This window comes from Streptosporangium sp. NPDC000509 (assembly GCF_042898365.1).
Lineage (GTDB): Bacteria > Actinomycetota > Actinomycetes > Streptosporangiales > Streptosporangiaceae > Streptosporangium.
In genome coordinates this window covers 711,721-723,949 of record NZ_JBIAYX010000001.1, presented here as the reverse complement: position 1 = coordinate 723,949, position 12,229 = coordinate 711,721, and the positions used below count along the sequence as shown (strand labels likewise).

Below are 12,229 nucleotides of genomic sequence, written 5' to 3'. Positions count from 1 at the left end.
ATGACACTCCTGTCGATCGAGGACCTCTCCGTCGTGATCCACCGCCCCGGACGCCGGGTCGCCGCGCTGAGCGGGGTGAACCTGACCGTCGAGCCGGGCGAGGTGGTCGGCCTGGTCGGTGAGAGCGGCGGCGGCAAGAGCATGGTGGCCCGCTCGATCGTGGGCCTGCTGCCCGGCGGCTCCCGTACGACCGGGAGGGTCCTGTTCGAGGGCACCGACGTGCTGACGATGGGCGCCGCCGAGCTGGAGTCCTTCCGGGGGCACGGCGCCGCGATCTGCTTCCAGAACCCGCGCGGCGCGCTCAGCCCCACCAGGACCGTCGGCCGCCAGCTCGTCGACCGGCTCGTCACCCACCAGGCGCTCGCTCCCACCCCCGCGAGGGAGGTCGCCGCCGAGCTGTTCGAGTCGGTCGGCATCCGCAGCCCGAGGCGCCGGCTGGACGCCTACCCGCACGAGCTCTCCGGCGGCATGGCGCAGCGCGTCATGATCTCACTCGCCACCGGCTGCGCCCCCGGCCTGCTCATCGCCGACGAGCCCACCACCGGGCTGGACGTCACCCTCACCAGGGAGATCCTCAACCGCTTCCGGCTCGCCGCGAACGCCGAGCGGCGCGGCGTGCTGCTCATCTCCCACGACCTCGCCTCCATCGCCGAGGTCTGCGACCGCGTCGTGGTGCTGTACGCGGGGACGGTGGTGGAGAGCGGTCCGGGACCGCAGGTGCTCGACGAGCCCGCCCACCCCTACACGCGGGCGCTGCTGCGCTCGGTGCCCGACATCGACGGGCGTGCGGTGATCGCCACCCCCGGTGCGATGCCGCTGCTCTCCGAGGAGCCCTCCTCCTGCCCGTTCGTGCCGCGCTGCGCGCACGCGACGGAGCTGTGCGTGGCGGAGCGTCCGTACGCCAGGACCCTCTCCTCCGACTGGAGCGCCGCCTGCTTCCACCCCCGCTCGGGGCCGCTCACCGAGTCGTCCGAGTCGCTCACCGAGTCGCTCACCGGGCCCCTCACCGAGCCGCGCACCGGGCACCTCGACCCCCCTTCCCCGTCGCCCACGGGGCCGCCCGCCCGTACGGCCGCCGTCTCGACGGGGGAGGGGACCCGCCCCGCGGAGGGAGCGTCCTCCGGCGTGGGAACGCGTTCGGGGAAGAGGACGCGCTCGGTTGAGAAGACGGACTCGGGAGAGTGGACGCGCCCCGGAGAAGGGACGGGCGGGGAGGTGCTGCGCGTCGAGGACGCGCACGTCGTCTACGGTTCCCGTTTCGGCGGCGGGGGCCACCACGCCCTGCGCGGGGTCAGCCTCAGCGTCGCCGCCGGTGAGACCCTGGGCGTCGTCGGGGAGAGCGGCTGCGGCAAGAGCACCCTGGCCAGGCTGATGCTCGGGCTGGTCGCCCCTTCCACAGGGAGGGTCGAGGTGGCCGGGCGGGTCCTGTCGGAGGTGCGCGGCCGGGAGCTGCGCCGCCTGCGCACCCGGGCACAGCTGGTCTTCCAGGACCCGGTGGGTTCGCTCAGCCCCCGGCGGACCGTGCAGGACGCGATCGGCGAGCCGCTGCGCGCCGCCGGGGTTCCCGCCGCCGAGCGCGTCTCACGCGTCGCCGCGGTCCTGGAACGCATGGAACTGGACCCGTCCATCCTGGGACGGCGCCCGCACGAGCTGTCCGGCGGCCAGGCGCAGCGCGTCGGCATCGCCCGCGCGCTCGTCGGCGACCCCGACCTGATCGTCTTCGACGAGCCCACCTCGGCGCTCGACGTCACCGTGCAGGCGCAGATCCTGAAGGTGATCGCCGAGGTGAGCGGCGACCGCTCGCGCGGCAGCGTCTTCATCTCCCACGACCTGGCCACCGTTCGAGGATTCTGCGACCGCGTCGTGGTTCTCTACCTGGGGCGGATCGTCGAGGAGGGGCCGGTGGAAGAGGTCTTCGGCAACCCCCTGCACCCCTACACCCGGGCGCTGCTGTCCAGCGCCCCGAGCCTCGGCGCCGGGTACGGCGGACCGCGGGTCGAACTGACCAAGGATCTGGAGGAGGCGGACGCCGCCGCGGGCTGTGCCCTCGCGCCGCGCTGCCCCTTCGCGACCGACGAGTGCCGGCAGCAGGAACAGGAACTCCGCCCGTACGGCGCGAGCCTGGTCGCCTGCCACCGCGCCGCCGAGATCCCCGCGCTGATCGAAAGGTGACACCCGCAATGCCCGACCCCAAGCACATCCGTCTGGCCGTCGACATCGGCGGCACCTTCGTCGACGCGATGGAGCTGGACACGCGCACCCACGAGGTGCGCTTCAGGAAGGCCTCGACGACCCCGGCGCGCCCCTGGGAGGGCGTGCTCGACGCGGTCACCGCGCTCGGCACCGACCTGTCGGAGGTGGAGCTGTTCATCCACGGCACCACTCTCGGGCTCAACGCCGTCCTGGAGCGGCGCGGCGAGCCCACCGGGATCATCACCAACGACGGCTTCCGCGACATCTTCCTCATCGGCCGGGGCAACGTGCCCTCCGACCACATGTACGACTTCCAGTACGAGCGGCCCGACAGCCTCGTGCTGCGACGCCACACCGCCGGGGTGCGGGGGCGGCTCGACCACCGGGGCCGGGTGGTCGAGGAGCTCGACGCCGCCGGGGTGCGGGAGGCCGCCCGCGTCCTGGTCGAGGAGCGGGGAGTGGTGTCGATCGCCGTCTGCTTCCTGCACTCCTTCCTCGACCCCTCCCACGAGCGGGAGGCCGCCCGGATCATCCGCGAGGCGTACCCCCGGGTGACGGTCTCGGTCTCCACCGACATCGTGCGGGAGTACCGCGAGTACGAGCGGACCAGCACGACCGTCCTCGACGCCTACATCCGGCCGATCTTCGAGAGGTACGTGGACCGGCTGGAGCGCGGGCTCGCCGAGCGCGGCTTCGACGGGCGATTCCTGATCATGCGCTCCGGCGGCGGCTCCATGACGTCGGCCGTGGCCAAGACCTCCCCGACGCACACCGTGCTGTCGGGCCCGGCGGGCGGCATCGTGGGCGCGGCGCACATCGCCGCCGCCCTCGGTCGCCGGGACCTTCTCACCTTCGACATCGGCGGCACCTCGCTGGACGCGTGCGTGATCGAGCACGGGTCCCCGGTGGCCGCCTACGAGGCGCAGCTGGAGCACTTCCCGCTGCTGATCCCCACCTACGACATCCGCACGATCGGCGCCGGAGGGGGCTCGATCGCGTGGTTGGAGCGGGGATTGCTGAAGGTGGGGCCGCAGAGTGCGGGTGCCGACCCCGGCCCGGTGTGTTACGGCCGGGGCGGCACCCGCCCCACCGTCACGGACGCGGCGGTCGTCCTCGGCTACGTGGACCCGGACCGTTTCCTGGCCGGGACCATGGAGCTGCGGGCCGACGCCGCCCGCGCGGCGCTCGACGAGCAGGTGGCCGGGCCACTCGGGCTCAGCCCCGAGGCCGCGGCGGCGGGCGTCTTCGACGTGCTGCTCGCCAAGACCGTCGGCGCGGTCCGGCAGATCACGGTCGAGCGGGGACACGACCCCCGGGGCTTCTCACTGCTCGCGTTCGGCGGGGCGGGGCCGCTGCTCGCCCCGCTGCTCGCGGCGGAGATGGGCATCGGCGAGGTCATCGTGCCGTTCGCGCCCTCCGGCTTCTCCGCCTGGGGCATGCTCAGCGCCGACATCGTCGACGACTTCTCCCGTACGGTGATGGCCACCCTGGACGACGCCGACCTCGACGGGCTGGAGACGGTGTTCAAGAGCGTCGAGGCCGAGGCGGTCGCCTCCCTGGAGGCGCAGCGGGTCCCGGCGGACCGCATGGTCCTTGAGCGCCAGTTCGAGCTGCGCTACCTGGGCCAGGAGCACTCGCTCATCGTCACCACGGGCCGCGACCTCGACCGCGACGCGATCAGGCGGGCGTTCGAGGAGACCCACGCGGCGCGGTACGGGCACGCGATGGACAACCGGGTGCAGATCCTCAACCTGCGGGTGCGCGGCATCGGCCGTACCGACCGGCCCGAACTGGTGACGCGCCCGCCAGGTGACGGCGACGCGAGCCGGGCGCTGCTCGCCCACAGGGACGCCTACGACTTCGGCACCCGCGCCACGGCGTCGTTCGCCGTCTACGACCGCGCGCTGCTCGAGCCGGGCGACGCGTTCGAAGGACCCGCCCTGGTCGACGAGGGCACCTCGACCACCGTGGTCCCCTCGGGGCAGCGGGTCGAGGTCGAGGAACACGGCTACCTGCTGGTACGGCTTGTGGAGGCGACGTCATGACGGAGCGGCTGGACGGTGCTCGATCGGACGGTGCCGGAGTGGACGGCGCCGGGGCGGACGGCGCCCGGCTGGACGGCGCTCGATTGGACGGCGCGACCGCCGAGGTGGTGCGCAGTTACCTGCTCGCGGCGGCGGAGGAGATGCGGGCCACGCTGATCCGCACCTCCTTCAACCCGGTGATCTACGAGGTCCACGACTTCGGCATGTCGATGTACGACGCGGACCTGCGGCTGATCGCCGAGGCCACCGGACTCACCTTCTTCCTCGGCGCCAACGACTTCTCGCTCCGTAAAGGGGTGGAGTATGTCGGGCGGGAGAATCTGCGTCCCGGTGACGTGGTGTTGTTGAACTATCCGTACTGGAACGCGGCACACGCGTATGACGCGACGTTGTTCTGCCCGGTTTTCATGGGCGAGGACCTGGTGGGTTTTTTGTGTGTGCGGGCTCACTGGATGGATCTGGGGGCGAAGGATCCGGGGTATGTGCTGGATTCCACGGATATGCATCAGGAGGGGATTATCTTTCCGGGGACGAAGGTGTTCTCGGAGGGGGTGGCGAATCGGGAGATCATTGAGTTGATCCGGTTCAATTCGCGGATGCCGGATCTGGTGATCGGTGATCTGAACGCGCAGGTCGCCGCGCTGCGCACCGGCGAGCGCCGTTTCCAGGAGATCCTGGAGAAGTTCGGCCGCCCCACCGTGGAGGCGGCGGTCCAGCGGATGGTCGAGGACGGGGAGGCGCGCACCCGCGCCGCCCTCGCCGAGCTGCCGCAGGGCTCGTGGACGGCGGTCGACTGGCTGGACGACGACGGCCTCACCGAGGATCCGGTCCGCATGCAGGTCACCGTCACCGTCGCCGACGGCACCTTCACCGTCGACTTCGCCGGTTCCTCGCCCGCCACCGCAGGGCCCATCAACATGCCGTTCGGCGCGACCATCGCGATCTGCAAGGTCGTCCTGAAGGCGCTCACCTCGCCCGACGAGCCGTCCAACTTCGGCACGACCGTTCCTCTTGAGGTGCGGGCCGAACCGGGCACGCTCTTCCACGCCGTCTACCCGCAGCCGACGTTCACCCTGTGGACCGGCATCGTCGCGGTCGAACTCATCCTGAAGGCGTTGGCGCAGGGCATGCCCGACCGGCTTCCCGCCTCCTCGGGAGGTGACGTGCCGGGGTTCATGATGGTCGGGATCCACCCGGAGACCGGGCAGATGTTCGCGGTCAGCAACAACGACCCGGTCGGCTGGGGCGCGACCCCTTCCCACGACGGTATGAACGCCGCCACCCACGTCTCGGGGAGCACCGGACGCATCACCCCGATCGAGGTTCTGGAGGCCAGGACCGGGATGTTCTTCGAGCGGGTGGAGATGCGTGAGGACTCCGGCGGCGCGGGACGGTTCCGGGGTGGGGTGGGTTTGCGGCGTGACATTCGTTTCGTGGTGCCGGGGGAGTTCCTGTCGGTGATCAAGAAGACGCGGTCGCGGCCGTGGGCGCTGGAGGGCGGGCTGGAGCCGGAGCCCAACCAGGTGGTGGTCTTTCCCGGCACCGAGCGTGAGCATCGGGTGAGCACGAAGCGGACCAGGGTGGAGGTCGGCGACCGGATCACGTTGCTCACGGCCGGTGGTGGCGGGCACGGGGATCCGCGCGAACGCGATCCCGACCTGGTGCGCCGCGACGTCGCCGAGGGCTACGTCTCCCCCGAAGCCGCCCGCGAGACCTACGGGATCGACGATGTCTGAGCCCGCCGCCTCCACGCCGTCCGGCCCCGCCGTCCAGGGGGCCGCGGTCTCCGACCCGTCCGGCCCCGCGGCCCCGGAGTCCACCGGGCCCGCCTCAGGAGGGCGAAGGGCCGGCCGCGCGGGCGGCGGCCTCGGCCCGGTGGACGGCGCGACGGTCGAGGTGGTGCGCAGCCACCTCTCCTCGGTCGCCGAGGAGATGCGGGCCACGCTCGTCCGTACCGCCTTCAACCCGGTGATCTACGAGGTGTTCGACTTCGGTATCTCCGTCTACGACGCGGATCTTCGTCTCGTTGCCGAGTCGACGGGGCTGAGCCGCTTTCTCGGTGCCAACGACTATTCCATCCGTAAGGGGGTGGAGTATGTGGGGCGGGAGAATCTGCGTCCCGATGACGTGGTGTTGTTGAACTATCCGTACTGGAACGCGGCGCATTCTTACGACGCGACGTTGTTCTCTCCGGTGTTCGTGGATGCCGATCTGGTGGGTTTCTTGTGTGTGCGGGCTCACTGGATGGATCTGGGGGCGAAGGATCCGGGGTATGTGCTGGATTCCACGGATATGCATCAGGAGGGGATTATCTTTCCGGGGACGAAGGTGTTCTCGGAGGGGGTGGCGAATCGGGAGATCATTGAGTTGATCCGGTTCAATTCGCGGATGCCGGATCTGGTGATCGGTGATCTGAACGCGCAGGTCGCCGCGCTGCGCACCGGCGAGCGCCGCCTCCGCGAGCTGTACACCCGCTACGGCGGGGACGTCGTCGCCTCCGTCGTCGAGACCGTGATCGCCGCCGCCGCCGAGTCCGCCGCCGAGGCCGTCGCCCGACTGCCGCAGGGCTCGTGGACGGCGGTCGACTGGCTGGACGACGACGGGATCACCGAGGATCCGGTCCGCATGCAGGTCACCGTCACCGTCGCCGACGGCACCTTCACCGTCGACTTCGCCGGATCGTCCGGCGCGACCGCGGGACCGGTCAACCTCCCGTTCGGCGCGACCATCGCGACCTGCCGGGTCGCGTTCAAGGCGATCACCACGCCGACAGAGCAGACCAACGCCGGGCACTTCGCCCCGCTGAAGGTGCGGGCCGAGCCCGGCACCCTCTTCCACGCCGCCTACCCGGCGGCGACCTTCACCCAGTGGACGGGGACGGTCGCCCTGGAGCTGATCTACAAGGCGCTGGCGCAGGGCATGCCCGACCGGCTTCCCGCCTCCTCGGGAGGTGACGTGCCGGGGTTCATGATGGTCGGGATCCACCCGGAGACCGGGCAGATGTTCGCGGTCAGCAACAACGACCCGGTCGGCTGGGGCGCGACCCCGTCCCACGACGGCATGAACGCCGCCAACCACCTGTGCCAGACCCAGGCCCGCAACACCCCCGTCGAGGTTCTGGAGGCCAGGACCGGGATGTTCTTCGAGCGGGTGGAGATGCGTGAGGACTCCGGCGGCGCGGGACGGCTGCGGGGTGGGGTGGGTTTGCGGCGTGACATTCGTTTCGTGGTGCCGGGGGAGTTCCTGTCGGTGATCAAGAAGACGCGGTCGCGGCCGTGGGCGCTGGAGGGCGGGCTGGAGCCGGAGCCCAACCAGGTGGTGGTCTTTCCCGGCACCGAGCGTGAGCATCGGGTGAGCACGAAGCGGACCAGGGTGGAGGTCGGCGACCGGATCACGTTGCTCACGGCCGGTGGTGGCGGGCACGGGGATCCGCGCGAACGCGATCCCGACCTGGTGCGCCGCGACGTCGCCGAGGGCTACGTCTCCCCCGAAGCCGCCCGCGAGATCTATGGAGCCGAGGTCGTCCGATGAACGACATGGTCAACGATGTGGTCCTGGTCAACTGCACCGTCACCGACGCCCGCGCCGCCGGTTCGGGAGGTCGTACGGCGGGCGTCCCGTTCTCGGGTGACGCTGCCATCCGGCCGGCCCGGACGACGGACGGGCGGATCGCCGACACCGCGGTCCGGACGGCGGAGGGGGAGGGGCGGATCGCCGACGCCGCGGTGTGGATCCGGGGTGACAGGATCGCGGCCGTGGGCCCTCGCGAGCGGATCCTGGAGCGGACGGGCGACGCCCAACTGCTCGACCTGGACGGCGCGTACGTCACCCCCGGCCTGGTCAACATGCACACCCACCTGTCCCTGTCGCTCCCCGGCCAGGGAGGCGACAGCGTCAAGAACATGACGGCGCACGAGCTCGCCCTCTACATGGCCGACGGCGCCCGGCGCACCCTGCACTGCGGGGTGACCACGGTGAGGTGCGTGGCCGAGAAGGACCACGCCGACTTCGCACTGCGCCGGGCGATCGAGTCGGACCGGGCGGCCGGCCCGCGCATCTTCACCGCCGGTCGCGCCCTGGTCTGCACCGGCGGCCACGGGCACGAGGGGAGCGACACCCTGGAGTGCGACGGCGCCGACGGGTTCCGGCGCGGGGTGCGCAGCCAGATCAAGGCGGGCGCCGACCTCATCAAGATCATGATCTCGGGCGGGATCGCCGGGGAACACGAGCAGATGGACACCCCGCAGCTGTTCTCCGACGAGCTGGCGGCAGCGCTGCAGACCGCGCACGCCTGGGGCCGCAAGGTCACCGCGCACGCGGGTCCGGCCGCGGTGATCGCCGAGGCCGTCGAGATGGGCCTCGACTGCGTCGAGCACGGCTACCAGCTCACCCCCGAGGTCGCGAAGAGGATGGCCGAACGCGGCACGTCCCTGGTGCCGACGCTGCTCGTCACCCGCTGCAAGGAGTTCTTCGACGAGCTCGGGGTGCCGGAGTGGATGCAGTGCCGCTCGCTCGGCGCCGGCCCCCGCCACCTGGAGAGCTACGCCATCGCCCTCGACGCGGGGGTGGACGTCCTGCTGGGCAGCGACATGCCGCCGTTCTGGGACTTCGAGGGGACGAACGCCTCGGTACGCGAGCTGGAGTGCATGTCCGAAGGCGGTCTCGGCCCGGCCGGGGCACTGTACGCGGGCACGCTCGGCCCGATCCGCTGGCTCGGCGCCGAGGCCGACCTCGGCACCGTCGAGGTCGGCAAGTACGCGGACCTCATCGCGATGGACGCCGACCCGCTCGCGGGCACCTCGGCCTTCCGCGGGGTCCGCTGGGTGATGAAGGGCGGCCGGGTCGTCCGCGACGACCGGTCGGGATGGGAGAAGCCGTGAACACCGGCTCCGAGGTGGGCACCGACCTGATGGGAGAAGCCGTGAACACCGGCTCCGAGGTGGACGCCGACCTGATGGGAGAAGTCGTGAACACCGGGTCCGGTGCGGACGCCGACCTGATCGCGGCCGGCATCGACGACATGTACGACGCGTTCCTCGCGGCCGACCGCCACCGCTTCGACGGGCACCTGCACGACGCGGTGACCACCTGGGAGACGCACCTGCCGGGACCGCTGAGGACCCGGCGGGAACTCGACGCCTACCGCGACGAGAGGGACGGCTCGGGTGCGCGTCCCCGCCTCGCCAGGCTGGAGGCCGAGGACAAGTGGATCGACGTGTGGGACGACACCGGCGTCGCACGCTATGTGCTGGTCGCCCAGCCGCCGGACGGACCCGTCCAGCGCAGCCGGGTGACCGACGTGCTGCGCCGCGTCGGCGGGGACTGGCTCATCGTGCACCACCACTCAGAACTGCTCACGTCGTGAACCGGCGGCTGGTCGCCTACGAGCACGGCGAGCCCGAGGAGGTCCTCTCCCTGGCGGAGGTGCCCGAGGAGCGCGCCCCCGGCGACGGCGAGGTGCGGATCGCGGTGCGGGCCGTCGGGCTGAACTACCTCGACGTCATGCTATGCAGGGGCACCTACCCGGTACGCCCGGATCCGCCGATGACACCCGGCGTCGAGGCCGCGGGAACGGTGGTCGCCGCCGGGGCGGGTGCCGAGCACCTGAAGGGCAGGGCGGTCCTCGCCTGCCCCACCCTGCCGCACGGGGCCCTCGGCGACGTCGTCACCGTCGACGCCGCCCTCGTCGTGCCCTACCCGGACGGGCTCGACCCCGTCACGGTCGCGGCCCTGCCCGTCACGTACCAGACCGCGTGGTTCGCGCTGCGCAGGGCCGGGCTCGCGGCGGGGGAGACGGTGCTCGTGCACGCGGGCGCGGGAGGTGTCGGCATCGCCGCCACCCAGCTCGCGCTCGCCTTCGGGGCGCGGGTGATCTGCACGGCGGGCGGCCCGGCCAAGACCGCGCTGTGCCGGGAGAACGGTGCGGCCGAGGCGATCGACTACCTGGACACCGACTTCGCCGCCTCGGTGATGGACCTGACGGACGGCCACGGCGCCGACGTCGTCGTCGACCCCGTCGGCGGCGACGTCGGCGCGCGCTCGCTGGACTGCCTCGCCTTCGAGGGGCGTCTGGTGGCCGTCGGTGCGGCCGGAGGATTTCCGCCGCCGGTCGACCCGATGGCGTTCGTCGCCGCCAACGCCTCCCTGGTCGGGGTGTCGTGGGGGTCGGCGTACCCGTGGCGGAGACCCGACGCGGTGCGGGACGCCTACGAGGAGCTGTTCGCCCTGCTCGACTCGGGCGCCGTACGGCCGCTCGTGTCGCGCGTGGTGAGCCTGGCGGAGACCCCCGCGGCCCTGGCCGACCTGGCCGAACGCCGTACGACAGGAAAGATCATGGTCCGGACGGGCTGAGGGAGGAAGCGGCGTGAACGACATCAATGGAAACGGCGGGGACGAGCAGGGCGACATGGAGCTGTACGACCTGCGGGTGGTGGTCGACCGCATCGAGGGCAGGTCCGTCTGCGGGATGGAGGTGGGCGACTGCTTCACCCTGGAGAACAGCGCCCACCTGCGGCTCCCCGACGGCGAGCACTTCTGCGTCTACGCGCTCGCCTCGGTGCTGCCGTTCCTCGCCGCCAAGCAGCGCGACCTCGCCGAGGGCGACTGGCTGGAGCGAGACACCCTGTTCACCTGCCCCGACCCGGAGGAGCGGCTGGTGATGCGGGTCGAGCGGACCGGGCGCCGCCGGATGAACTCCGCCGACCTGACCTGAGCCGACCTGACCTGAGCTGACCTGAGAAGGACCCGCGATGACCGGCGTCCCGGAGGGATCCCCGAGGACCACCGTGATCACGCGGCGATCCGCGACGACCGCAGACTGTGAGGAATCCGTGACGACCGCCACCGGGCAGGAGAGCCCCCGATGACCGCCGAGATCGGCCTCGGCCTGCAGAGCGACAAGCGGGCCGGTGACTACGCGCGGCTCGCGCGCCGCGCCGAGGAGCACGGCTTCGACGTGCTGAGCGTGTTCGGCGACCTGATGTACCAGCCGCCGATCTTCCCCCTGCTGGAGATGGCCGCCGCCACCGGGCGGGTGCGGCTCGGCGCGGCCTGTCTCAACCCCTACTCCACGGCACCGTACGAGATCGCCGGGCAGCTCGCCGCCCTCGACCTCGCCTCGCACGGCCGCGCCTACTTCGGGCTGGCGCGCGGCACCTGGCTCGGCGCGGTGGGCATCGCCCAGCCCAGGCCGCTCACCGCGCTGGCGGAGGCGGCGGAGGTGGTCTACCGGCTGCTCGCCGGTGACACCGGAGGGTACGAGGGGGAGATGTTCCGCCTCGCGCCGGGCACCGGGCTGCGCTATCCCGTACACCGGCCCCGGCCGCCGCTGCTGCTCGGCACGTGGGGGCCGAGGGGGGCGGCGCTGGCGGGACGGATCGCCGACGAGATCAAGGTGGGCGGCAGCGCGAACCCGGCGATGGTCGGGGTGATCCGCGAGCGGGTCGCGGCCGGGGCGGTGGCGGCCGGGCGCGATCCCGGCGAGATCGGCGTCGTCCTGGGCGCGGTGACCGTGGTGGACACCGACGGCGCCGCGGCCCGCGCCAAGGCGCGCGGCGAGGTCGCGATGTACCTCGCGGTGGTCGCCGACCTCGATCCGACCGTGGAGATCCCCGCCGACCTGCTCGACAGGGTGAAGACGTTGGTCGGGGAGGGCAGGGACACCGAGGCGGGGCGCCTCATCCCCGACGACCTGCTCGACCTGTTCGCCTTCTCCGGCACCCCCGAGCAGGTCGCCGCGCAGGCCCAGGCCCTCATCGACGCGGGCGCGCACCGGGTGGAGTTCGGCACCCCGCACGGTCTCAGCGACGACCGGGGCGTGGAACTGCTCGGAGCCGAGGTGCTGCCGCTGCTGGACCGATCCCCCGCGGCGCGGGGCGGTGGCCCGGTGTGAGGCGCGACACCCTCCGGTGACGCTCCGTCATCTTGAAACCGGATGCCCCGAGAACCTTCCGTCCGGAAAGCGCACGGCCCGAATCGTCTCACTCTCCTGA

Annotated in this window: 9 protein-coding genes; all 9 read left to right on the top strand. The window is 71.9% G+C overall.

Going from position 1 to position 12,229, the window contains the following annotated elements; genetic code table 11:
* The 9 genes from ACFY3D_RS02935 (at position 1) to ACFY3D_RS02895 (ending at position 12,129) form a co-directional block, all read left to right on the top strand.
* On the top strand, positions 1-2,172 hold the full coding sequence (locus ACFY3D_RS02935; protein WP_389974058.1) for a dipeptide ABC transporter ATP-binding protein: 2,172 nt from the start codon (positions 1-3) through the stop codon (positions 2,170-2,172).
* 8 nt (positions 2,173-2,180) lie between these two features.
* On the top strand, positions 2,181-4,238 hold the full coding sequence (locus ACFY3D_RS02930) for a hydantoinase/oxoprolinase family protein (RefSeq protein ID WP_389974055.1): 2,058 nt from the start codon (positions 2,181-2,183) through the stop codon (positions 4,236-4,238).
* A complete protein-coding gene (locus ACFY3D_RS02925; protein ID WP_389974052.1) occupies positions 4,235-5,974 on the top strand; it encodes a hydantoinase B/oxoprolinase family protein in 1,740 nt (579 codons plus the stop codon). The genes ACFY3D_RS02930 and ACFY3D_RS02925 overlap by 4 nt, the downstream gene beginning before the upstream one ends.
* Positions 5,967-7,769, top strand: a complete 1,803-nt coding sequence (locus ACFY3D_RS02920; RefSeq protein WP_389974050.1) for a hydantoinase B/oxoprolinase family protein — start codon at positions 5,967-5,969, stop codon at positions 7,767-7,769. The genes ACFY3D_RS02925 and ACFY3D_RS02920 overlap by 8 nt, the downstream gene beginning before the upstream one ends.
* Positions 7,766-9,118: an amidohydrolase family protein gene (locus ACFY3D_RS02915; protein WP_389974047.1), complete on the top strand. Its 1,353-nt coding sequence runs from the start codon at positions 7,766-7,768 to the stop codon at positions 9,116-9,118. Before ACFY3D_RS02920 ends, ACFY3D_RS02915 begins: the two co-directional genes overlap by 4 nt.
* Positions 9,115-9,603: a DUF4440 domain-containing protein gene (locus ACFY3D_RS02910; protein WP_389974044.1), complete on the top strand. Its 489-nt coding sequence runs from the start codon at positions 9,115-9,117 to the stop codon at positions 9,601-9,603. Before ACFY3D_RS02915 ends, ACFY3D_RS02910 begins: the two co-directional genes overlap by 4 nt.
* Complete coding sequence (locus ACFY3D_RS02905; protein WP_389974041.1) at positions 9,600-10,589, top strand: zinc-binding dehydrogenase; 990 nt, start codon at positions 9,600-9,602, stop codon at positions 10,587-10,589. Before ACFY3D_RS02910 ends, ACFY3D_RS02905 begins: the two co-directional genes overlap by 4 nt.
* A gap of 13 nt (positions 10,590-10,602) precedes the next feature.
* Complete coding sequence (locus ACFY3D_RS02900; RefSeq protein WP_389974038.1) at positions 10,603-10,950, top strand: TIGR04076 family protein; 348 nt, start codon at positions 10,603-10,605, stop codon at positions 10,948-10,950.
* 150 nt (positions 10,951-11,100) lie between these two features.
* Positions 11,101-12,129, top strand: a complete 1,029-nt coding sequence (locus ACFY3D_RS02895; RefSeq protein ID WP_389974036.1) for an LLM class flavin-dependent oxidoreductase — start codon at positions 11,101-11,103, stop codon at positions 12,127-12,129.
* Positions 12,130-12,229 lie beyond the last annotated feature (100 nt).

Coding starts and splice junctions, on each gene's coding strand:
- ACFY3D_RS02935 (WP_389974058.1), top strand. CDS start 1: ATGACACTCCTGTCGATCGAGGACCTCTCCGTCGTGATCCACCGCCCC.
- ACFY3D_RS02920 (WP_389974050.1), top strand. CDS start 5,967: ATGTCTGAGCCCGCCGCCTCCACGCCGTCCGGCCCCGCCGTCCAGGGG.
- ACFY3D_RS02895 (WP_389974036.1), top strand. CDS start 11,101: ATGACCGCCGAGATCGGCCTCGGCCTGCAGAGCGACAAGCGGGCCGGT.
- ACFY3D_RS02925 (WP_389974052.1), top strand. CDS start 4,235: ATGACGGAGCGGCTGGACGGTGCTCGATCGGACGGTGCCGGAGTGGAC.
- ACFY3D_RS02915 (WP_389974047.1), top strand. CDS start 7,766: ATGAACGACATGGTCAACGATGTGGTCCTGGTCAACTGCACCGTCACC.
- ACFY3D_RS02930 (WP_389974055.1), top strand. CDS start 2,181: ATGCCCGACCCCAAGCACATCCGTCTGGCCGTCGACATCGGCGGCACC.